This window comes from Pseudomonas fungipugnans, assembly GCF_029955235.1.
GTDB lineage: Bacteria > Pseudomonadota > Gammaproteobacteria > Pseudomonadales > Pseudomonadaceae > Aquipseudomonas > Aquipseudomonas fungipugnans.
Window position 1 is genome coordinate 649316 of the sequence record NZ_JARBWL010000001.1, and the last position, 22998, is coordinate 672313.

Genomic DNA, 22998 nt, shown 5'->3' on the forward strand with positions numbered 1-22998 from the left:
GGGTCGGTCATTCGAATTCAGGGGGATGGCGCGGCGCGTGCTCGCGCAGTCACGTCACTGTCGGACGTGCAGGCACACAGGAGAATGGCAGGAGACTGGCTGGCGAAGAGCGCCGCAAGCCGGGCATCGCAAACAGCTGGAGAATTCACTGGATCATTGACGACCTTGGCCGCCCTGCCCATTACACCGACGATTGCTGACCGCGTGACCAATTGAAACCTCGACTTCCGTTTGAGGGTCAACGACGGGGAGCAACCTGCGCAGGGGTGACAGCGCCAGGGTGGTCCCGATCGGCTGCGATTACCGGGTCTGTGGACACACGGCAATCCGTTGGCGCCGGACTTTTGGCCCGAAACGCCGCCGGATAATAACCATGATTTTTGGCGGGGAGGCAAACAAAATGTAGGAAATTTGCGAAATTGCTATCAGACGCTTCCTTTATCGTCGCAAGAAAATTCTGCAAAAATTTCCGAGCCGGGGCTCATTTCACCTTGTTCAACATGAAATGTGACAGCGCCGGAATCAGCACCAGGGCCCCGACCATGTTCCAGATGAACATGAACGTCAGCAGGATGCCCATGTCGGCCTGGAACTTGATCGGCGACCAGGCCCAGGTGATCACCCCCGCGGCCAGGGTAATGCCCACCAACGCCACCACTTTGCCGGTGAAACCCACTGCATTGCGGTAGGCCTCGGTCAGCGACAATCCCGCGCGTTGCTGGGCCAGTTGCACGCTCAGCAGGTACAACGCGTAGTCGACGCCGATGCCGACACCGAGTGCGATCACTGGCAGCGTGGCGACTTTGACCCCCATGCCGAGCCAGACCATCAGCGCCTCGCACAGGATCGAGGTCAGCATCAGCGGCACCACTGCCACCACCACCGCACGCCAGCTGCGGAAGGTGATGAAACACAACACGATCACCGCGCCATAGACGTACAACAGCATCGTGCGATTGGCCTCGCGCACGACGATGTTGGTCGCCGCTTCGATCCCGGCGCTGCCCGCCGCCAGCATGAACTGGCGCTCGCCGTTGCTGTGTTCGCGGGCGAACGTCTCGGCCACCTGCACCACCCGGTCGAGGGTTTCGGCCTTGTGATCCGAGAGGTAGGCGACGATCGGCATCATCGAGCAGTCGTTGTTGAACAGGTCCGGGCTGCTGACCGAGGCCTGTTGGGCGCCGTAGTTCAGCACGTTCTGGTTGCGGGCGATGGTCAGCCACTTCGGGTTGCCTTCATAGGAGCCGGCGGTGATCTGGCGCACGGCGTTGACCAGCGACACGGTGGTTTGCACGCCGGGCTGTTGCTGCAACAGCCAGCCCAGACGGTCGGCTTCAATCAGCGTCTCGTATTTGAGGCAGCCTTCGCTCGGGGTCTTGAGCATGATCGCGAACTGGTCGCTGGACAGCGAATAATTGGCGGTGATGTAGGCGTTGTCTCGGTTGTAACGCGAATCGGCGCGCAGTTCAGGGGCGCCGGGATCGAGGTCGCCGATCTTCAGGTGATGGCTGACGACCAGCCCGCCCACCGCCAGCAGGCCGGCCACGCTCAGGGCGATGGTGGCCCAGCGCCGTTCGGTGAACTTGTCGAGAAAACGCCAGAAGGCGCCCAGGCCTTTGCCGCGCAGTTCCTTGTTCTCGGCCCGCAGGCTGCGCTCGGCGGCCTTGCGACTCACGCCGCTGTAGGACAGCAACACCGGCAGCAACACCAGATTGGTGAAGATCAGCACCGCAACGCCGATGCTGGCGGTGATTGCCAGGTCCTGGATCACCGGGATGTCGATCAGCATCAGCACCGCAAAACCCACGGCGTCCGCCAGCAAGGCGGTGAGCCCGGCGAGAAACAGTCGGCGAAAGGTATAGCGCGCGGCGATCAGCTGATGGGTGCCGCGTCCGACGTCCTGCATGATCCCGTTCATTTTCTGCGCGCCATGGGACACGCCGATGGCAAACACCAGGAACGGCACCAGAATCGAGAACGGGTCGAGGGCGAAACCGAACATCGCCACCAGGCCCAGTTGCCAGACAACGGCGATCACCGAACAGAGGATCACCAGCGCGGTACTGCGCACGCAGCGGGTGAAATAGAAGATGATCGCCGTGGCAATCAGTGCGGCGGCGCCGAAATACAGCATCACCTGCAGCAGCCCGTCGAGCAGATCGCCGACCAGTTTGGCAAAGCCGATGACGCGCACCTTGATCGGGCCTTTGCCCTCTTCGCCAGCGACACGGGCATGACCTTCGAACTCGTATGTGTCGCGCAGTTTTTCTTCGAGGTTTTTCGAGAACTGGTGATAGTCGATGCCCTGGCCAGTGATCGGGTCCTTCTCCAGCAATGGCACGAAAATCATGCTCGACTTGAAGTTGTTGCCGATCAGGCTGCCGACGATCCCGGAACGCGCAATGTTTTGCCGCAATTGCTCCACGCTCTGGGCCGAGCCGTCATAGGAATCCGGCATCACCGGGCCGCCCTGGAAGCCCTCCTCGGTGACTTCGGTCCAGCGCACCGCCGGGGTCCACAGGGATTTCATCCAGGCACGGTCGACGCCGGGGGTCACGAACAGTTCGTCGTTGATCTCCTTCAGCGCGTCCAGATAGTGCGGGTCGAAAATATCGCCGTTGCTGCTCTCCACCACCACCCGCACCGCGTTGCCCAGACCGCGCAGGGCCTGACGGTTTTCCAGGTAGTTCTTGATGAATGGCTGGCTCTGCGGGAGCATTTTTTCGAAGCTGGCATTGAGTGTCAGCCGCGTGGCCGCGAAGTAACTCAACGTCAGCGTGACCAACAGGCAGGCCAGCACCACCCACAGTCGGTGGTTGAATATCAGCCGTTCGAGGACGTTACCGGAGCGTGCATCAAACCCCTTGAGTTCGTGAATGACCGGCATTGTTTCAGTTTCGTAGTGACCCATCATGGTGTTCTCTGTGTAATGCCGTGCTTATTCGAGAGGGGCTTGGCGCAGGCCACGGGTGCCCGCCAGGACCAGTGCGCCGCCGGTGGTCACTTGCGCGGCGGCGGTGGGCGCCAATGTGTTCGGCAACGGGTGGAAACTCGCGCCGTCGTCGCTGCTGACCAGCACATGGCCGGCCTGACTGACCAGCACGATCCGGCCGTCATTGGTAACGCTGGCGGCGGTCATGCTCAGCGCCAGACCGAGCTCGACTTTCGTCCAGCTCGCACCACTGTCGGTGCTGCGAAAGACGTTGCCGCGCAAGCCGAACACCAGGACCGCGCCGGGCTTGCCGGTGATGCCGAAAAAACTGCCGTTATAGGGCGTGGGAATTGCGTTGAAGCGGCCGCTGGCGCGATCGCGTTTGAGGACCAGGCCTTGCTCGCCGACGATGAACAGCTCGCTGCCCACTGCGCGTATCGCGTAGAGATTCAGCGCGCCGGGGTTATCGGTGCGATCCAGCAACGGCGTCCAGCTCTGGCCACCATCGTCGGTGCGCAGGATGAGGTTGAAGGCGCCGACGATGTAGCCGACCTGCTCGTTGTCGAACCAGACATCGAGAAACGGCTTGTCAGCGCCGTCTTCGACCATGCGCCGGGCTTCATCGACCCGGGCTTGCAGCTCGGTGTCGTCCGGTGTTTGGGCCAGTTGACGTTGATAGTAAGCAAGCAGAAGCGGCCCGACCTGACGGCCGTCGAGTTGCCGGGTCCAGCTCTGACCCGCGTCGGTGCTGTGCAGCACCACGCCGTCGTGCCCCACTGCCCAGCCCTGTTGCGGGCTCGGAAAATTCACGGCAACCAGGTCCGAGCTGACCGGAACTTGCGCCTGTTGCCAATGCTGCCCCGCATCATCGGAGTAGACGATGTGCCCGCGTTGACCGACCGCAACCAGACGTTCGCCGGCACGGGTCATCCCGGTGAGCGTGGATTGTGCGGCCAGGTCACTGCGCAGCGCCGGGGTGTCGAGGACATCGGCAAACTCTGCGGCAATCACCGGACGGCTAAAAGGCACCGCCATCGCTGCCGCCAATGCGGCCAGTAGAAACCACTTGGTCATTGTCATTCTTATTATCTCGGGTGCGACGTACACGATCGACAAATCACCACCGATCAACTGTGGGAGCGGGCTTGCCCGCGAAAGCGGTGTGTCAGTCGCCATTGATGCTGCCTGACACACCGCCTTCGTCGGAACGCCGCCCGGAGCAAGCCTGCTCCCACAGAGGGGAGGATCGTGGGTTTAACGGATGCCGGCGCCCGCCAGCGATTCAGCGGACCACTGGGCCTTGGACAGGGGGTCGATGTATTTCAGGCCACCGTAGGGACCATAGAAACCGTTGACGTTGTAGGCCCCCGACACCAGGTCGTAGAGCATGTGGTTGATGGTGTCCGGCGCCTGCACGTCGTAGCTGTAGGTCAGGTGCGAGAAACCGCCACGGTAGAGCTGGCCGCGACCGTCGTATTCGTCGGACGCCAGGGCGATCCAGCTGTCCTCGTCGAGGTAGAAGGTGCGCTTGCTGTAGATGTGGCGTTTGCCCGGTTTCAGCGTGGCCTCGACCACCCACACACGGTGCAACTCCCAGCGCAGCAGGTCGGGGTTGATGTGATTGGCTTTCATCACATCCGCCGCGTCCTTGTGGTAACTCAGCTTGTAGGTGTTGTACGGCACATACAGTTCTTTCTTGCCCACCAGTTTGAAGTCGTAGCGGTCCATCGCCCCGTTGAACAGGAACGCGTCGTCGTAGGTGGCGGCGCCGACGGTGCCCGGATTAGGCGTGTCGTAGGCCAGGTCCGGCGCCAGTTTCACCCGACGTTGCCCCGGCAAGTATTGCCAGGCACGCCGTGGCTGTTTCAGCGGATTGACCGAGTCCATCAGCAACAACGCTTCACCGGCACGACGGGCCGGGCCGGTGTAGGTCAGCTTGATCTTGTAATAGGTTTCGTCGGGCGTGACCGGTCCCACGGGACGTGCAGCGGCATACAACGGGTACTCAATGAAAAACACGCCGGTTGAACTCAACGACGCAGCGCCGGACGAGTCGACGTTCCAGGAGTCGTACTTGTTGGTCATGGCCACGCCCTGATAGCGCAACAAGTGGTTCCACATCGCTTCATTGCCGTCGGCCGGAATCGGGAACGGCACCCCCGGCAGCACGTTTTCCAGGGCCAGGCCGCCGTCAGTGGTCTTGGCGTTCACGGCATTTTTCGCGGTGTTGTCCAGCACGCCTTTGGGCAATGCAACGCTGCGGTGGGTCGGATACACATCCAGGCGGTAGGTCGGGTAGCGCGCCAACAGCGCTTGCGTGGTAGCGGTCAGTTTGTCTTTCTGCTGCGCGACGTTTTGCGGGGTAATCACCAGCCGCGGCTTTTCGCTGCCATAGGGGTCGGGGCGGAACGAGTCGCCGGTCTTGAAATCGGCGGGAATGGTGGTCAGGCCACCGGTGTAGGCCGGGATGCTGCCATCGGCGTTGGCGGCTTTTTCCGCGCCTACGGCCGTGAGGCTGGTGCCGAGTTTCGCTGCCTGATCCGCAGATACCGCGGCATGGGCCCCGCTGGCGATGATCAGCGCCAGGCTGGCCGCCAGTATTGTCTTGACGAATTTCATCGGGTGTCTCCTGTCAACGCACGGCGCCGGGATCAAAGGGTGGTTTTGAAAGTGAGCGCGACCATGCCGCGATCCTTCAACTGCGCCGGGATACCGGCAAACGAGGTGGCCTGACCGACAACGCACTTGCTGCCGGCGATGGCGCCTTGATTCGGCGCATCGCAGGTGTCGAATTCGCCGAAATTGTCGACGTACTTGAGATCGAAGCGGTACTGGGTCCGCACGTCCATGCCGACACCCACCGAGTAGCTGCCGGTGCCTTTGTTGCCGCCCAATTGCACGGAAGACTGACCGGCAAGGCCGACGTTGTAGCTCAGCGGCAGGTACATATCGATGCCGGGGAACACCTGATACCAGGTCGGGGTGAAGTTCATCCCCATGATGTAGTTGTCTTTGGTGACTTTATCGATGCCGGTGTACCAGTCGTTGCCCTTGAACAACTGCTGGTTTTCAGTCACGTCCAGCCAGCGGCTGTACGCCACCTCGACCAACAGCGGCGCGGTGTCCCAGACAGGTGTCGGGCCGAAGGTGGTCAAGCCGTTGAGCACCGCGTGTACGGTATTGCCGCGAGCCACGCCGTTTTCACCGTTGAAACTGCTGATGACACCCGGCTGCCCCGCCGCTGCGGGCGACGGATTGACCGTGGCCGGCACGCTGGACAACGGCATGTTGTGGCGATAGTTCAGGTCCAGGCCGAAGCTGATGCCGGCAATGTTTTTCGCCAGGCTCAAGCCATAGATATCGATGTCATCGACGTAGAACTGGTTGTAACTGCCGGCGTTGCCCGAGATCAGCTGTGGAACGCCCACGGGCACGGGTTGCAGCACAATGTTGGGCAGCGTGTCGGAGGTCTTGCGGTAGTACAGGCCCAACGTGCCATCCAGCCATGCCGGGCTCCACTTGGCCATCAAGCCGAAGTCGCCGCTTTGGTTGGGCGTGAACGTATGGCCGTTGTCCAGGCGCAAAAACTGATTCGCCCCCAGCGGCCCCGGCGTGCCATACAACGGGTTGGCGCCGCCGATCAGCGACAGATCATGCCCGCCGTTCTGAATCCCGTCGTTGAAGCCCAGAAAGGTGCCCGATTCCGGAATTCGCGATGCGTCCCAACCGAAAAAGTACTGCGCGGCCAGGGTCAGTTCCGGGTTGATCGTCAGGCTGGTGGACAGCTGTTTACGCGGGATGAACAGTTCCTTGGCTTCAGTGCCGGGCACGGTGTAGGCCTTGGTCAGGTCAAGCGCCGACTGCCCGTAACTGATGCCGTGGGCAACGGCCAGAATGCTCTCGCCCCAATACACGTTATGTTGGCCGAGCTTGCCGCTGAGCAATGCTTCGTCGCCGATCTCGGTGCTGCCGAACACAAAGGCGTCGAGAAACTGCGCGGACGGCCCGTTGTAGTAGCGGTCGACATAGCCGCTCTGGCGGTTGGCGTCCGGCTTGCCGTTGTTCAGTTGGTTGGTGGACGGGTTGTTGCTGCCGACATCGTCATAGGCATGGTCGTACCAGCTGTTGGCGCTGACCCGAAAACCCATGTTCTGCTTGAACACCACGTCCAGTTCCGACAGCACATCGATGCGCTCGGAGACCGGGCTGCCGGCGGAAAAATTACGGTCGCCGTCGTTACTGTTCCAGGTATTGGCCAGCTTGCTGTTCGCACCCTCGACCCGTTCGGCGTAGTTGAGCTTGAGGGTGTTGTCGAAACGCACCGACAAGTCATCGTTACCAGTATTGAATTCAAACGCGTAGACGGGGCTCATGCCCAGGCCGGCGAGAACAGCCGACGCCAGGAGGCCACGTCGCAGATGGGGATGGCAGATCTTATTGTTGTTATTCATCTAGGGAGCTCGCCTTCTCTGATTCAAGAAAATGCGACTGGCCGGCACGTTGCTCAGCGACAGTGAGCGCGGGCCGGATCGGTCGAGATTGTTGTATCGCGAGCAGGCACAGGGGTGCCGGTCAATTGGGCCAAATCGTTGGTCAGTGCGATAGGAGAGGTGAATACACGCTCGGTGCAGGGGGGAGTTGCGCCCTGGTCACAGGCTATTCAGGGCTGCTGGCGGAAATCCGTCGGCGACAGGCCGGTCCAGCGTTTGAACGCGCGGGTGAAGTTGCTGGTGTCGCTGAAACCCAGCAGAAAAGTGATTTCGGTGACGGGCCGCGACGCCTGGCGCAGGTAGCTGCACGCCAGTTCCTTGCGCGTGTCATCGAGCAGTTGCTGGAAGTGGGTGCCGCGCTGGGACAGCTTGAGTTGCAGCTTGGTCGGGCTCATGTGCAAGGCACTGGCGACCTTGTCGCGGGTGCAATCGCCGTCCGGGAGAAACTCGATGATCTTCTGCGTGACGCCGGTTATCACGTCACTTTTGTCCAGTCGAGCCAGGTAGCTGATGACGATGTTGTCATTGACCTGCGCCAGTTCGGGACAGGACCCGCTGAGTGCCTGCACCATATCGGCCTGGTCGAACACCAGCAGGCTGCTCGTCTGATTGAATAACACCGGCACCCTGAACAGCGTCTCATACGGCCCGGCGCCTTCGTGCGGCATCGAGCGACAGAATTCCACGCGCAGCGGCTTGAATTCCTGCTTGTAGAGCAGGCGCATGGTGCGGATCAGAAAGCCGAAAAACGCATCTTCTGTCTCGCTGCTGAGTTCGACCAGGTGATCGAAACGCATCATCACTTGCCCGTCCACCTGGGTCAGATTGACCTTGGCGACTTGGGAGACCAGGCGAAAGTAGCGCTCCAGACGGCGGCAAAAATCCATCAGGGTGCCGCTGGCGGCCAGTGAATAACCCAGCGCATGCAAGTGCGTCAGGTGAATGTGTTTGGCCACGGTCAGGCCGAAATACGGGTTGTTGGTCACCTCGACACAGGCGCGATACAGGCGCGTCATGGTTGACGCCGGCTGGCGGGTCATCGGGTCGGTCGCGACGTCCAGCGGAATACCGATAGCGGTAAAAATCCGCTTGCTGTCGACCCCACTGGCATCCAGCGCCCGCCCAATGGCCACGGTGTAGCTGCCAATGGTGGTGGGCTGCAATGCTTCTTCACGCAACGACAGGTCGGTGCCCGGCGTATCGATTTTCGAACCTGACATGGACCTGCCTGCTGGAATTGCGAAAATCGATACTCGCTCCCGGATGAGGGTTGGTCAATGACTCCTCGAGCCGCTGTGCGGGATCTCCCGATGCTTGGCGTGTTAGTCACCTGCGCTGCTGACCGGTGAATTCATTCAATTGACCAGTGCCGCCCCCGCCGTGTCCGCACAATGCGTTGACGTTATGCATCGAATAAAGAGAACAAACGCATGAACCAGAACGCAGAGTTCGATTACCTCGTGATTGGCGCCGGCGCGGCCGGCTGTGTCGTCGCCAGCCGCTTGTCCGAGGACAGCGACGTGTCTGTCTGCCTGCTGGAAGCCGGCGGCCCGGACACCCACCCGCTGGTGCACATGCCGGCCGGCGTCGCGGCCATGGTGCCGACGTCGATCAACAACTGGCAGTTTCAGACCGTGCCACAGTCAGGGTTGAACGGCCGGATCGGTTATCAGCCACGGGGCAAGACCCTGGGCGGCAGCTCCTCGATCAACGCCATGGCCTACCATCGCGGCCATCCGCTGGATTTCGACCGCTGGGCCGAGCTGGGCAATCCGGGCTGGCGCTATGATGAGGTGCTGCCGCTGTTCAAGCGCGCCGAGCACAACGAATACTTCAAGGACCCGCTGCACGGTCAGGACGGCCCGCTCAACGTGCGCTTCCACTCCTCGCCCAACCCGTTCGGCGAAACGTTTGTCGAGGCCGGTATTGAGGCCGGCTACCCGGCGTGCCCCGATCAGAACGGCGCGACCATGGAAGGCTTTGGCCGGGTGCAGGTCATGCAGAAGGACGGACAGCGTTGCAGCGCCGCCAAAGCCTATCTCACGCCCAACCGCCACCGACCGAACCTGACCGTCGAGACCCACGCCCACGCCACGCGTATTCTGTTCGATGGCAAGCGTGCGGTCGGTGTCGAGTTCATGCAGAACGGCGTCACGCGCACCTTGTACGCCCGGCATGAACTGATCCTGAGCTCCGGCGCCTTCAACTCCCCGCACCTGCTGATGCTGTCCGGCGTCGGCCCCAAGGATCAATTGCTCGCGTTCGACATCCCGGTGGTGCACGAACTCCCCGGTGTCGGCCAGAACCTGGTGGATCATATCGACTACGTGCATTCCTACCGGGTCAAATCCCGCCAGTTGATCGGCCTGTCACTGGCCGGCGTCTGGGACATGACCAAGGCGGCGATCCGCTACTGGCGCAAGCGCAGCGGTCCGTTGACCACCAATTTCGCCGAGGCCTGCGCCTTCGTCAAAACCGCACCGGAGCTGGCTCAGGCCGACATCGAACTGGCACTGACCATCGCCATGTTCGCCGACCATGGCCGCACGCTGTATCGCGGCCATGGCTTGAGCGTGCATGCCTGTCTGCTGCACCCCAAGAGCATCGGCCAACTGACGCTGGCGAGCGCCGATCCGCGGGTGCCACCGCTGATCGACCCGGCGTTCCTGACCCATCGCGACGACATCAGCACGCTGATCAAAGGCTACCGAGTCATCGAGAAGCTGATGGCGACCCCGGCGTTCAAGGCGTTCAACCCGCAAAGCGTGATCGATGCGCCGATGAACACCGACGCCGAGATCGAGCAGGTGCTGCGCAACCGCTCCGACACGCTCTACCACCCGGTAGGCACCTGCAAAATGGGCAACGACGCCATGGCGGTCGTCGACGCGCGACTGAAGGTGCACGGCCTCGAAGGCCTGCGCGTGGTCGACGCCTCGATCATGCCGACTATCATTGGATGCAGTACAACCGCCGCGACCGTGATGATCGGCGAACAAGCCGCCGGTTTTATCCGTCAGGATCGTGAAACCACACTTGCCAGGGACCGCCATGAAACTCATCACCCCGCCTAAGCTGCTGATGGTTGCCGCGGTCGTCGAACTGGCGACCGGGTTCGGCTTGCTGCTTGCCCCCGGCGTTGTCAGCAGTGTCTTGCTGGGCATTGCCGGGACCGAGGTCACCAACCTGTTTGCACGGTTTTTCGGGATTGCCCTGATTGCCCTGGGCGTTGCCTGCTGGCCGAGCCCGGCGACCGTCGCAGCGCTGCGCTCGATGCAGGTCTATAACGGCGCGATTGCATTGTACCTGGCCTACATCGGGGTGTTCGTCAGCAGCGGGTTATTGCTGTGGCCAGCGGTGGTGTTTCATGGCGTGATGACTGTCCTGCTGCTGCGCCGCTGAGGCTGTGCCTCCCGATCTTCAGCGGACACACATTATGTGAACACCATAGATCCAATGTGGGCGCGAGCCTGCTCGCGAAAGCGGTTCAACATTCACCACCGGTGTTAACTGACACTCCGTCTTCGCAAGCAACACCCTGCGGATCAGTGTTCAACCCGCAATGACCTGCCCGCCCTCACCGCCCATGGACAATGAACCCCTTCATTGTTTTTCAGCCAAGGGAGTACTCGCATGGGTGTATTGGACGGCGTTCGGATCGTGGAAATTGCCGGCATCGGACCGGGGCCGTTTTGCGGCATGTTGCTGGCGGACATGGGCGCCGAGGTGATTCTGGTGGAACGTGTCGGCCACAAGGGCGCCGACATGCTCGACCTGGGGCCGCACGCGATCATCAATCGCGGCAAGAAATCGATTGCCCTGGACCTTAAAGACCCCGAAGCGATTGAAGCCGTGTTGCGCCTGATCGAGGGCTCCGACGCGTTGATCGAAGGCATGCGCCCCGGCGTCATGGAACGCCTGGGGCTGGGCCCCGAGGTGTGTATGGCGCGCAATCCGGGGCTGGTCTACGGGCGCATGACCGGCTGGGGGCAGCAAGGTCCACTGGCGCAGGCGGCGGGTCACGACCTCAATTACATCGCGCTCTCCGGGGCCTTGTGGTTCAGCGGTGAAGCCGGTCAGCCACCGATGGCGCCACCAACGCTGGTGGGCGATCTGGGGGGCGGTGCGCTGTACCTGGCGCTGGGGATTGTGGCGGGGATTCTCCATGCCGGCACCAGCGGTGTCGGGCAAGTGGTGGACGCCGCGATTGTCGATGGCAGTGCCAACCTGATGAACCTGCTGTTGTCGGTGCACGCCGCCGGCCAACAGCCGCTGGAGCGCGGTTGCGGCCTGCTTGATGGCGCCCACTGGGCCCGCACCTATGCCTGTGCCGACGGGTTGTTTGTCAGCGTGCAGGCGCTGGAACCACACTTCAATGCCCTGCTGTTCCACACGCTCGGGCTCGGCGACGACCCGGACTTCAAGCGGCCCTACGATTCGCGTTTATGGGGTCAGTTGCAGCAGCGCCTGGCCGCCGTATTCGCCAGCCAGCCGCGCCAGCACTGGGTGGACCTGCTGGAAGGCAGCGACGCGTGCTTCGCCCCGGTGCTGACACCGGCCGAAGCGCTGCTGCATCCGCACATGGCCGAGCGTGGCGTGTATTCGCGCACTGACGGTGTCTTGCAAGCGGCGCCGGCACCCCGGTTTTCCGCCTCGCCGTCGGCGGTCGGCGCGATACCCAAGCGTGGTGAACACACCGCAGAAATCCTGCGCAAGGCTGGCTTGAGTGAACTGCGGATCGAACGGCTGCTGAACGCCAGCCAATAACCCTGTGGCGAGGGTCCCACAATGGTGCATGTAGTCATAACCGGCCGGCATCGGCAGCACGCCGTTGACGCGCACGCACAACAACCCTGTGGCGAGGGAGCTTGCTCCCGCTGGGCTGCGAAGCAGCCCTGAAACCCGGCGCAGTGATTTCCTGAGCCACCGCAGTGTATGGATTGGGGCCGCTTCGCAGCCCAGCGGGAGCAAGCTCCCTCGCCACGGTTTATTGGCCAGGGTCCCACGTTTCCTCGCCACGGTTTATTGGTCAGGGTTGCACAATGGTGCATGTAGTCATAACCGGCCGGCATCGACAGCACGCCGTTGACGCGCACATACAATAACCCTGTGGCGAGGGAGCTTGCTCCCGCTGGGCGGCGAAGCAGCCCTGAAACCCGGCGCAGTGATTTTCCTGAGCCATCGCAGTGTATGGATTGGGGCCGCTTCGCAGCCCAGCGGGAGCAAGCTTCCTCGCCACGGTTTATTGGCCAGGGTTCCACAATGGTGCATGTAGTCATAACCGGCCAACATCGGCAGCACGCCGTTGACGCGCACGTACAATAACCCTGTGGCGAGGGAGCTCGCTCCCGCTGGGCGGCGAAGCAGCCCTGAAACCCGGCGCAGTGATTTTCCTGAACCACCGCAGTGTATGGATTGGGGCCGCTTCGCAGCCCAGCGGGAGCAAGCTCCCTCGCCACGGTTTATTTGCCAGGGTTCCACGTTTCCTCGCCACGGTTTATTGGCCAGGGTCCCACAATGGTGCATGTAGTCATAACCGGCCGGCATCGACAGCACGCCATTGACGCGCACATACAATAACCCTGTGGCGAGGGAGCTTGCTCCCGCTGGGCGGCGAAGCAGCCCTGAAACCCGGCGCAGTGATTTCCTGAGCCACCGCAGTGTTTGGATTGGGGCCGCTTCGCAGCCCAGCGGGAGCAAGCTCCCTCGCCACGGTTTATTGGCCAGGGTCCCACAATGGTGCATGTAGTCATAACCAGCCGGCATCGGCAGCACGCCGTTGACGCGCACATACAATAACCCTGTGGCGAGGGAGCTTGCTCCCGCTGGGCTGCGAAGCAGCCCTGAAACCCGGCGCAGTGATTTTCCTGAACCACCGCAGTGTTTGGACTGGGGCCGCTTCGCAGCCCAGCGGGAGCAAGCTCCCTCGCCACGGTTTATTTGCCAGGGTCCCACAATGGTGCATGTAGTCATAACCGGCCAACATCGGCAGCACGCCGTTGACGCGCACGTACAATAACCCTGTGGCGAGGGAGCTCGCTCCCGCTGGGCGGCGAAGCAGCCCTGAAACCCGGCGCAGTGATTTTCCTGAGCCACCGCAGTGTTTGGACTGGGGCCGCTTCGCAGCCCAGCGGGAGCAAGCTCCCTCGCCACGGTTTATTGGCCAGGGTTCCACAATGGTGCATGTAGTCATAACCGGCCGGCATCGGCAGCACGCCGTTGACGCGCACGTACAACAACCCTGTGGCGAGGGAGCTTGCTCCCGCTGGGCTGCGAAGCAGCCCTGAAACCCGGCGCAGTGATTTCCTGAGCCACCGCAGTGTTTGGATTGGGGCCGCTTCGCAGCCCAGCGGGAGCAAGCTTCCTCGCCACGGTTTATTGGCCAGGGTTCCACAATGGTGCATGTAGTCATAACCGGCCGGCATCGGCAGCACGCCGTTGACGCGTACGTACAACAACCCTGTGGCGAGGGAGCTTGCTCCCGCTGGGCTGCGAAGCAGCCCTAAAACCCGGCGCAGTGATTTTCCTGAACCACCGCAGTGTATGGATTGGGGCCGCTTCGCAGCCCAGCGGGAGCAAGCTCCCTCGCCACGGTTTATTGGCCAGGGTCCCACGTTTCCTCGCCACGGTTTATTGGTCAGGGTCCCAGAAGATTCACACACCCCGCTTACGACGCCGCCACCACACCATGCCCCCGAGCAGCATCACAATCACTGCAACCATCGCCGGCGCCGCCGCCTTGAGCTTGGGAATGACCACGTGTTTCAAGGCATACAACTGCCCCTGGTGCATGTAGTCATAACCAGCTGGCATCGGCAGCACGCCGTTGACGCGCACGTACTCGGCGTAGTCGGCCTGCATCGCCACAAAACGTTCAGGCATTTGCTGTTGCAGGTCGTTGACTTCGCCGGGGTCGGTGGCGATGTTGTAGAGGTGCCATTGTTCGTTGCCCACCGGCTTCAGGCTTTTCACCAGCTTGTAATCGCCCTTGAACAGCGCCGCGCTGCCAGACAGTTCATAACCGATGGCCTGATCTTGCGGATGTACGCGGTCGGTGACGCCTTTCAATACCGGAACCAGGCTGCTGCCGATCATCGGTTCCACGGCGCGCCCCTGATACATACCGTTATGCGCAGGCACGCCGGCCACGTCCAGCAGGGTCGGCACAATGTCCGTGACATGGGTGAAAGCCTTGACGATCCGGTCGGTTTGCATCGCGGGTACACCCGAGATAATCAACGGGGTACGCAACCCGCCCTCACCGGCAAAAAACTTGTAGCCACTCAATGGCGACGCCGCCGCGCTGGCCCAGCTCGGACCGATGCTGGTGAAGGCGCCTTTGCTGCCCAGGCGATCGAGCTGGCGGGTGTAGTTCATTTCCAGCCACATCCGTACTGCTGGAATGTCATACGGGTCGGTCGGCTCGCTGCCGTTGTCGGAAAGAAACACAAACACCGTGCGGTCGTACTCGCCGGTGGCTTTGAGATGGGCGATCAGGCGACCGATTTCCCGGTCCATCGTCTCGCCCATGCCGGCATAGACTTCCATGCGCCGGGCTTCATAGCGTTTCTGATCGGCGTCCTGTGCATCCCAATCGGCCGTGCTACCCATCGTCACCATGCCGCTGCCGGCGGGGATCAAGCCCAGTTCGACCGCACGATCCCGACGCGCCTTGCGCAAGGCCGTCCAGCCCTGATCATAGCGGCCATGGTATTTGTCGATCATGTCCCTGGGGGCCTGGACCGGCACGTGATTGGCCTGGAAACCCAGGTAGGCGAAAAACGGTTGGCCGTCCTGGCGGTCCTGGTCGATGTACTCCATGGCCTTGTCGACGATGAAGGTCGATGAGTAATAATTTTTCGGCAGGTGCGCCGGCACGCCGTTCTCGAACCAGGCGGCCTTGTCGTACAGCGGCGCATACGGCCGCTCTTCCCAGTTGTCGGAGCCGCTGTCGGCCTGGATGAAGGAGCGCTCGAAACCACGGTTGGGCGGCAAGGTGTCCGGGGTTTTACCGAGGTGCCATTTGCCGGAAATGTAGGTGTGATAACCACTGTCTTTGAGCTGGGTGGCGATAGTCACCGCGTTGTCGTTGAGTGCGCCGCTGTAGCCGGGTTTGCCCAGGTGCTCGTCGGGCATGGTTTCCGGCATGTTGCCGACGCCGTTGCGGTGGTTGTCGACGCCGGTCATCAGCATCGAGCGTGTGGGTGAGCAGGATGCAGTGACGTGGAAATCGGAGAAGCGCACGCCTTCGCGAGCCAGGGTGTCGATGTTGGGCGTGGCGATTTCGCTGCCGAAGGCGCCGACATCGCTGTAGCCCCAGTCGTCGGCTACCAGCACCACGATGTTTGGGCGTTGGGGCGTGGCAAAGCAGTGGGCAGTAAACGCCAGGCAGCCCATGGCCAGAACAAGGGGTTTGATCGGGGTCATTCAGGATTACCTGCTTTTTGTGTGCACAGTTGATCTGGTGTACTTCAGTTCAGGGTTTCAACAGTGCCGCCATCATTCGCCGAAACAGCCGGCCATAAGGCGGCCGTAACAGCCCCATGACATCCCAGCGCGGCGGCATGAACACCGCGCGCTCCAGGCTGAACGCCCTGAACCCGTACCCGCCGCGATAGCGGCCAAAACCCGATCCGCCACAGCCACCAAACGGCAAATCAGTCTGGAACAGGTGCTGCATGACCTCGTTGATACAGGCGCCCCCCGAATGGGTGCGTTCCAGCACATGCCGGGCCTCTTCGCGGTTATCCCCGAAGTAGTACAGCGCCAGCGGGCGCGGCCTGGCGTTGATGTAAGCCAGTGCCTCGTCGATGTGGCGATAGCCGCGAATCGGCAACAGCGGCCCGAACACTTCGTCCTGCATCGCCAGTGTCGTGTCCGGCGGATCGACCAGCAGGGTCGGTGCGATCTTGCGTGAAATGCTCAGGTCTTCATTGCCCGGATTGACCTCGATCACCCTCACGCCGTGCTCACGGGCATCTTGCACACAGGCCTGCATTCGCCGGTACTGCCCCGACGTGGCCATGGCGGTGTAGTCCGGATTGTTTCGCAGCGTCGGGAACAGGCGCCGCAGTTCGACCTGCATGCAGCTCAACAAACGCTCGCGATCATCCTCGTGCACCAACACGTAGTCCGGCGCGATACAGGCCTGCCCTGCACTGATGCCCTTGCCGCCCCAGATGCGTCGGGCGGCGTTTTCCAGGTCCGCGCCGCGACCAATGATGGTCGGTGATTTACCGCCCAATTCCAGGGTCAACGGCGTCAGGTTTTGCGCCGCCGCGCGCATCACCAGACGCCCCACCCGTGGGCTGCCGGTGAACACCAGATGATCCAGCGGCATCGCGGAAAATGCCGCGCCCAGTTCGGCACCACCGATAAAGCCGGCTACCTCGCTGGGGTCGAACTGTTCGGCCAGCAACTTGATCAGCAGGCCGGCGGTGGCCGGTGACTGCTCGGAGAACAGCAGGATCGCACGGTTGCCGGCCGCCAGCGCTTCGGCCAGCGGCCCCAGTGCGATGGCAATCGGGAAATTCCACGGCGAAATGATGCCGATGGTGCCCAGCGGCTGGAAGTGAATCTCGGCCCTGGCGCCCAGCCAGCCGCTGCCCAACTCCGCTTTGCGACGCTGCGGGCGCATCCAGCGGCGGACATGATCGCGGGCGTACTTGAGCCCCTGGACCGGCAACAGCACATCGGCCATCAACGACTGATCGTGACTGCGCCAGGTAAAGTCCCGGGCCAGCGCTTCACACAATGACTGCTGATTGCTCAGCAGCAGGTGGATCACCCGGTTGATGCGCTCGATGCGCAACCCGGCCGACGGTGGCCCCTCAGTCAGCGAGGCGGCTTGCTGCAGGTCGAGAACACTGCGGATTCGCTCGGGCGTGACGGCGTTGAACGTGGTTTCGAATTCACATTGCACAGCATCCATGATCAGGCTCCTATTGTGCAGCGTCGTTAGGCCCGACCAGTTCGAAGTCCGGCGAGAATTTATCCAGCGAACCCAGCACGTCATAGACCGCCAGTTTGCTGCCGTCGATCTTCAGGTCCCCCTTGAACACCGCCTCGATGGGCGACACTTTCTCCGCCAGAATCGCGTTCAGGGTTTCGCGGGTCAGGGTGATCGTCGCATCGGCCTTGTCGGCGTTGTAATCGGCGATATAGGTCAGCGCCGAGTTCTCAAGATTGAGGGTATAGCGCTTGCCCGACGGGCCGACATCGGTGAAGTTCCAGTTGAGCACAACGTGTTTGCCCTCGACCGCCGACGCCTTCAGGCGCACGCCCAGGTAATCGAAAATATTGTCGATGGTCAGCGCCCGCAGCATGTCGGGGCTGGCGGTGCGCAGCGGCGAGGCGATTTTTTTCCCGCCACTGCGATGCTCCATGGCCGCCGCCAGATAACTGTTGCGCTCCACCGCCGACTCGGCCTGGTAACCCAATTGCTCCAGCGCATCGGCTGCCAGCTCTCGGGCGGCCTTGTTCTCGGGCTCGGCGTAAACCAGATGGCTCATGGCTTGCGCCACCCAACGGTACTGACCATTGGCAAAATCGGTGCGGGCACGCGCCAGCACGGCCTCGGCGCCGCCGCCGTACTCGACAAATTTCTTGCCGTAATCGGTGTCGGACAGGGCATCCAGATTGGCCGGATTGGAGTCGTACCAGCCCATGTACTGCTGATACACCGCTTTGGAATTGCGCTGCACCGAGCCGTAGAAACCATGGGTAAATGTCTCGCTGGCCAGGCTGGCCGGGACGTGGTCGCGCATGTACTCGGCAATCTCGACCGGCTTGTAGCCCTTGTTGATCAGGCGCAGGGACTGATCGTGCAGCCACTTGTACATGTCGCGCTGCTTGGACAGGTAATTGACCACGCGCTCATGGCCGAACACCGGCCAACCGTGCTGGCTGATCAGGATGTCGGCGCCGGAGGAAAACTGATGCAGCGCGGCGTTGAGGTATTTCGACCAGGCCAGACCGTCGCGGATCGTCGCCCCGCGCAGGGTCAGCAATTGATGCTGGGTCGGCAACGCCAGCTCGCCGGTATCCAGCACTTTGAACTGTGGGAAATAGTGGATGAATTCAGCCGGCGCCTCGGTGCCGGGGGCCAGCATGTTGATGATCTCCACGCCATCGATGGTCAGCGACTGCACCGGCTGGCTCAGTTCGATGGTCGGCGGGATCAGGGTGATGGTGCCGTTGGACAATGCCTTGGCACCGCCCAGATCAATCTGGCCCTGGGCGCTGCGCGGCAATGTGGTGCCGAACTGGTACTCGGCACGGCGGCTCATGGCGTTGCCGGCCATCACGTTTTCGGCGACCGCAGTGGCCATGAACCCGGCCGGGGCAATGATCTGCACCTTGCCCGACTTCACGTCGGCTTCGTCGACGATGCCACGGATGCCGGCGAAGTGATCGACATGACTGTGGTTGTAGAACACCGCCACCACCGGTTTTCTCGGCCGGTACTGGTAATACAGTTCGAGTGCTGCGTGCGCGACTTCAGTGGCCAGGTTGCAGTCGACGATGATCAGGCCGGTGTTGCCTTCGATGATGGTCATGTTGGTCAGATCAAGACCGCGCACCTGGTAGAAGCCATCGGTGACCTTGAACAGGCCGTTGGACATGCTCTTTTGCGCCTGCTGCCACAGCCCCGGATTGACCGTGGCCGGGGCCTCGGGGCTGGTGAGAAATTCATAGCCCTTGAGGGTGTACACCACATGGCCGTCAGCGGCGGTGGTTTCAGCATCGGGGATGCTGGCGATAAAACCGCGCTGGATATCGGCCTCGACCTCACGATCCACCGGCGGCAGGTTGTGTGCCGTGGCCGCATTGACTGCGATGGTGGCAGCCGTCGCCGCTTTCTGACCACCCTGCCCGGCGCTGTTCTCGACCGGCTGCCAATGAACGCTCGCCAGACCTCGTGACCAGTGCACAGCGCCGGCAATGCTGGCGGCCAGCACCGACACAGTCAGTACGACTCGGAATGTTTTCATCGCAGGGTCTCTCTCTAATTGTTATTGGATAACCGCCGCGATGGTGCAAGTAACTGAGCGTGACGTGCTGGTCTTGCGGATCAATTCGTCAGTCTTCACAGACCCGATGCCCATCTCCGAATACACCGCTCCCACACTGGATCGCTGCCGAGCGCCAATGTTGTGTTCACTGAAAATCCCCTGTGGGAGCCGGGCTTGCCCGCGATAGCGGTGGGTCATCAGCAATGATGGTGACTGACACGGCCCCATCGCGAGCAAGCTCGCTCCCACAGTGGATCGCGGTAGAACACCGATTTTGTGTTCACTGAAGATCAACTGTGGGAGCCGGGCTTGCCCGCGATGGCGGTGGGTCATTTGGCAATGATGGTGACTGACACGGCCCCATCGCGGGCAAGCCCGCTCCCACAGTGGATCGCGGTAGAACACCGATTTTGTGCTCGCTGAAGATCAACTGTGGGAGCCGGGCTTGCTCGCGATAGCGGTGGGTCATCAGCAAGGATGGTGACTGACACGGCCCCATCGCGGGCAAGCCCGCTCCCACACTGGATCGCTGTCGAGCGCCAATTTTGTGTTCACAGAAGATCAACTGTGGGAGCCGGGCTTGCCCGCGATAGCGGTGGGTCATTAGCAAGGATGGTGACTGACACGGCCCCATCGCGGGCAAGCCCGCTCCCACACTGGATCGCTGTCGAGCGCCAGTGTTGTGTTCACTGCAGATCAACTGTGGGAGCCGGGCTTGCCCGCGATATCGATGGGTCATTGGGCAGTGATGGTGGCTGACACGGCCCCATCGCGGGCAAGCCCACACATTGGATCGCGGTAGAACACCGATTTTGTGTTCACTGAAGATCAACTGTGGGAGCCGGGCTTGCCCGCGATAGCGGTGGGTCATTCAGCAGGGATGGTGACTGACACGGCCCCATCGCGAGCAAGCTCGCTCCCACATTGGATCGCTGTCGAACACCAATTTTATGTTCACTGAAGATCCCTGTGGGAGCCGGGCTTGCCCGCGATAGCGGTGGGTCATCAGCAATGATGGTGACTGACACGGCCCCATCGCGGGCAAGCCCGCTCCCACAGTGGATCGCTGTCGAACACCCATTTTGTGTTCACTGAAGATCACCTGTGGGAGCCGGGCTTGCCCGCGATAGCGGTGGGTCATTGGGCAATGATGGTGACTGACACGGCCCCATCGCGAGCAAGCTCGCTCCCACATTGGATCGCTGTCGAGCGCCAATTTTTGTGTTCACTGAAGATCAACTGTGGGAGCCGGGCTTGCCCGCGATGGCGGTGTGTCATTGGCAAGGATGGTGACTGACACGGCCCCATCGCGAGCAAGCTCGCTCCCCACAGTAAATTGCGTTTCTTCAGTTCGGCCCTAGGCCCACCCGCCACCCTCCCCCTGCGGACAACCGCTTTCGTTGCAATGACCTGCGCCGCCGTCGCCGGCCTTCCTACTATCGGCCCATCAACAACGCCAACAGTGCGAAGAACAATAAAGGGGAGTGGTCATGAGTGAAGACGTCTTGCTGTACGAAATCATCGGTCCGGTGGCGCGCCTGACGCTCAATCGTCCGCGGGCCATGAACGCGCTGAACCTGGCGACGCTCGCTGAACTGGAACGTTGCCTGGACGACATTGCCCGCAACGACGAGCTGCGCGCCGTGATCCTGACCGGCAACGGCCCGGCCTTCTGCGCCGGTGCCGACCTCAAGGAAGTGCTGGCCGGCAGCAGCCTGCCCGCTGGCGAAGCCGACTTCCTCGACCGTGCCAATCAGGTGTTCGGTCAATTGCGCAACTTGCCCAAACCCGTGATCGCCGCCCTCAACGGCGTGACCATGGCCGGTGGCCTGGAACTGGCGATGTGCGCAGACATCATCGTCGCCGCGCAAACCGCCACCCTCGCCGATGCCCACGCCAATTTCGGCGTTTACCCAGGTGCCGGTGGCGCCGCCGTGCTGCCACGCCTGATACCGCTGAACATGGCGATGTACCTGCTGTTGACCGGCAAGTCGCTCACGGCCGGCGAGATGAAAAGCTATGGCCTGGTGTGTGAAGTTCACGCCGATGAAGCACTGGCCGATGCCGCCCTCGCGCTGGCCAACCAAATCGCCAGGAAGAGCCCGATTGCCCTGCGCCGCATGAAAGAAGTGGCCCGCGCCTCCAGCGACAAATCCCGCGACGACGCCTTGCAGCACGAACAAGTGATGTTGCGTCAGCACCTGCGCACCGCCGATTTCCAGGAAGGCCTGCTGGCTTTCAGCGAAAAACGCGCACCGAACTTCAAGGGCCGCTAGGCCGTCACGTCCCGATCCAGGAACAGACAATGAACGATATCTACGTAGTGGGCGTCGGCATGACGCCATTTGGCCGGTTGCTGGAGCGCAGCGTCTACGACATGGTCGACGAAGCCGTCGGCCTGGCGCTCAAGGATGCTGGCGCCACCACCGCCGATGTGGGCTCGGTGTATTACAGCACCATGACCAACGGCCTGTTGCAGGGCCAGACCGGCATTCCCGGCCCGATTGCCATGCGCCGTATCGGCATCGAAGGCGTGCCGGTGTTTTCCGTGGAAAACGCCTGCGCCTCCGGCTCGTCAGCGTTCAACCTCGCCACCCTGGCGCTGCGTGCAGGCCAGTGCGATATCGCCCTGGCGGTCGGCGCGGAAAAGATGAACGTGCCGGACAAGTCGAAAATGTTCGCCGTGTTCGATGGCGGTTGGGATGTGTCCACGGTCGAGCAGAACAAACACACCCTGCTGGCCATGGGCGAAGGCATCGTGCCGCCGCCGGGCACCGTTTCCGAGCGCCCGTACAGCGTGTTCATGGACGTGTACGCAGCAATCTGCCGCAATCACATGCTGCGCTACGGCACCACTCAGCGGCAGATTGCAGCCGTGGCCGCGAAGAACCACCAACACTCGGTACACAACCCGCTCTCGCAGTTCCAGCAGGCTTTCAGCATCGACGAAGTGCTGGCCTCGCCGCCGATCTGCTACCCCTTGACCACGCTCATGTGTTCGCCGATCAGCGACGGCGCGGCGGCCGTGGTGCTGTGCAACGCCGAGGGTTTGAAGCGTTTGAAAAACGCCGGTGAGCGCGCTGTACGGGTGCTGGCCAGCGTGGTGCAAACCGGCAGCAATCGCGGCCTGGATGAACCGGAAAAAATCGTCGCCCACCTGGCGGCCAAAAAAGCCTATGCCCAGGCCGGTATCGACCCGGCCGATGTCGATGTCGCAGAAGTCCATGACGCCTCGGCCATCGGTGAAATCCTCAACGCCGAATCGCTGATGCTCGTGCCGTTCGGCGAAGGCGGTCCGGCGGCCGAACGCGGAGATTTCACCGTTGGTGGACGCATGCCGATCAACCCGTCCGGCGGCCTCGAATCCAAGGGCCACCCGATTGGTGCCACCGGTCTTGGGCAAATCCATGAGCTGGTCACACAACTGCGCGGCGAAGCCGGCAAGCGCCAGGTCGAAGGCGCGCGCATTGCCATTCAGGAAAACGGTGGCGGGCTGTTCGGCATCGAAGAAGCCGTGGTCGCCGTCAACATTCTCGCCAACAAGAACAGTTAAGGAGAGCCC

General features: G+C 62.0%; 13 protein-coding genes. 5 read left to right on the forward strand and 8 right to left on the reverse strand.

Annotated elements, in window-relative coordinates:
• Positions 1 to 481: 481 nt before the first annotated feature.
• From POF45_RS02910 to POF45_RS02930, 5 genes are all read right to left on the reverse strand, one after another.
• Positions 482 to 2911, reverse strand: coding sequence for an efflux RND transporter permease subunit (locus POF45_RS02910; protein WP_282315992.1), 2430 nt, complete (start codon positions 2909 to 2911; stop codon positions 482 to 484).
• Between the two features lie 27 nt (positions 2912 to 2938).
• The gene (locus POF45_RS02915) at positions 2939 to 4012 is read right to left on the reverse strand and encodes a WD40/YVTN/BNR-like repeat-containing protein (RefSeq protein WP_282314998.1); all 1074 of its coding nucleotides are present in this window, start codon (positions 4010 to 4012) and stop codon (positions 2939 to 2941) included.
• Positions 4013 to 4186: 174 nt separating this feature from the next.
• A complete protein-coding gene (locus POF45_RS02920; protein ID WP_282314999.1) occupies positions 4187 to 5551 on the reverse strand; it encodes a DUF1329 domain-containing protein in 1365 nt (454 codons plus the stop codon).
• 32 nt (positions 5552 to 5583) lie between these two features.
• A complete protein-coding gene (locus POF45_RS02925; protein WP_282315000.1) occupies positions 5584 to 7383 on the reverse strand; it encodes a DUF1302 domain-containing protein in 1800 nt (599 codons plus the stop codon).
• A gap of 209 nt (positions 7384 to 7592) precedes the next feature.
• Entirely contained in the window at positions 7593 to 8642 is a 1050-nt protein-coding gene (locus POF45_RS02930) for an AraC family transcriptional regulator (protein ID WP_259502799.1), read from the reverse strand.
• A 210-nt stretch (positions 8643 to 8852) separates the two neighbouring features.
• On the opposite strand from POF45_RS02930, the gene POF45_RS02935 reads away from it, so the two are divergent.
• From POF45_RS02935 to POF45_RS02945, 3 genes are all read left to right on the forward strand, one after another.
• A complete protein-coding gene (locus POF45_RS02935; RefSeq protein WP_282315001.1) occupies positions 8853 to 10496 on the forward strand; it encodes a GMC family oxidoreductase in 1644 nt (547 codons plus the stop codon).
• Positions 10474 to 10824: a hypothetical protein gene (locus POF45_RS02940; RefSeq protein ID WP_259502797.1), complete on the forward strand. Its 351-nt coding sequence runs from the start codon at positions 10474 to 10476 to the stop codon at positions 10822 to 10824. Before POF45_RS02935 ends, POF45_RS02940 begins: the two co-directional genes overlap by 23 nt.
• A gap of 231 nt (positions 10825 to 11055) precedes the next feature.
• Entirely contained in the window at positions 11056 to 12189 is a 1134-nt protein-coding gene (locus POF45_RS02945; protein WP_282315002.1) for a CaiB/BaiF CoA transferase family protein, read from the forward strand.
• A gap of 1887 nt (positions 12190 to 14076) precedes the next feature.
• Here POF45_RS02945 and POF45_RS02950 read toward each other — a convergent pair.
• The 3 genes from POF45_RS02950 to POF45_RS02960 are packed head-to-tail and all read right to left on the reverse strand — an operon-like array spanning position 14077 to position 19415.
• Complete coding sequence (locus POF45_RS02950) at positions 14077 to 15849, reverse strand: arylsulfatase (RefSeq protein WP_282315003.1); 1773 nt, start codon at positions 15847 to 15849, stop codon at positions 14077 to 14079.
• Positions 15850 to 15898: 49 nt separating this feature from the next.
• Positions 15899 to 17353 (reverse strand): coniferyl aldehyde dehydrogenase, encoded by a 1455-nt coding sequence (locus tag POF45_RS02955; protein WP_282315004.1) that lies wholly within the window; start codon positions 17351 to 17353, stop codon positions 15899 to 15901.
• A gap of 10 nt (positions 17354 to 17363) precedes the next feature.
• Positions 17364 to 19415, reverse strand: coding sequence for an alkyl/aryl-sulfatase (locus tag POF45_RS02960; RefSeq protein WP_282315005.1), 2052 nt, complete (start codon positions 19413 to 19415; stop codon positions 17364 to 17366).
• Positions 19416 to 20926: 1511 nt separating this feature from the next.
• On the opposite strand from POF45_RS02960, the gene POF45_RS02965 reads away from it, so the two are divergent.
• Positions 20927 to 21712 (forward strand): enoyl-CoA hydratase/isomerase family protein, encoded by a 786-nt coding sequence (locus POF45_RS02965; protein WP_259502792.1) that lies wholly within the window; start codon positions 20927 to 20929, stop codon positions 21710 to 21712.
• 29 nt (positions 21713 to 21741) lie between these two features.
• Positions 21742 to 22989 (forward strand): thiolase family protein, encoded by a 1248-nt coding sequence (locus POF45_RS02970; RefSeq protein ID WP_259502791.1) that lies wholly within the window; start codon positions 21742 to 21744, stop codon positions 22987 to 22989.
• The last annotated feature ends 9 nt before the right edge of the window (positions 22990 to 22998 follow it).

Excerpts from the sequence above, each read along its gene's own strand:
- POF45_RS02910 (WP_282315992.1), bottom strand. The coding sequence starts at position 2,911 with ATGGGTCACTACGAAACTGAAACAATGCCGGTCATTCACGAACTCAAG.
- POF45_RS02915 (WP_282314998.1), bottom strand. The coding sequence starts at position 4,012 with ATGACAATGACCAAGTGGTTTCTACTGGCCGCATTGGCGGCAGCGATG.
- POF45_RS02920 (WP_282314999.1), bottom strand. The coding sequence starts at position 5,551 with ATGAAATTCGTCAAGACAATACTGGCGGCCAGCCTGGCGCTGATCATC.
- POF45_RS02925 (WP_282315000.1), bottom strand. The coding sequence starts at position 7,383 with ATGAATAACAACAATAAGATCTGCCATCCCCATCTGCGACGTGGCCTC.
- POF45_RS02930 (WP_259502799.1), bottom strand. The coding sequence starts at position 8,642 with ATGTCAGGTTCGAAAATCGATACGCCGGGCACCGACCTGTCGTTGCGT.
- POF45_RS02935 (WP_282315001.1), top strand. The coding sequence starts at position 8,853 with ATGAACCAGAACGCAGAGTTCGATTACCTCGTGATTGGCGCCGGCGCG.
- POF45_RS02940 (WP_259502797.1), top strand. The coding sequence starts at position 10,474 with ATGAAACTCATCACCCCGCCTAAGCTGCTGATGGTTGCCGCGGTCGTC.
- POF45_RS02945 (WP_282315002.1), top strand. The coding sequence starts at position 11,056 with ATGGGTGTATTGGACGGCGTTCGGATCGTGGAAATTGCCGGCATCGGA.
- POF45_RS02950 (WP_282315003.1), bottom strand. The coding sequence starts at position 15,849 with ATGACCCCGATCAAACCCCTTGTTCTGGCCATGGGCTGCCTGGCGTTT.
- POF45_RS02955 (WP_282315004.1), bottom strand. The coding sequence starts at position 17,353 with ATGGATGCTGTGCAATGTGAATTCGAAACCACGTTCAACGCCGTCACG.
- POF45_RS02960 (WP_282315005.1), bottom strand. The coding sequence starts at position 19,415 with ATGAAAACATTCCGAGTCGTACTGACTGTGTCGGTGCTGGCCGCCAGC.
- POF45_RS02965 (WP_259502792.1), top strand. The coding sequence starts at position 20,927 with ATGAGTGAAGACGTCTTGCTGTACGAAATCATCGGTCCGGTGGCGCGC.
- POF45_RS02970 (WP_259502791.1), top strand. The coding sequence starts at position 21,742 with ATGAACGATATCTACGTAGTGGGCGTCGGCATGACGCCATTTGGCCGG.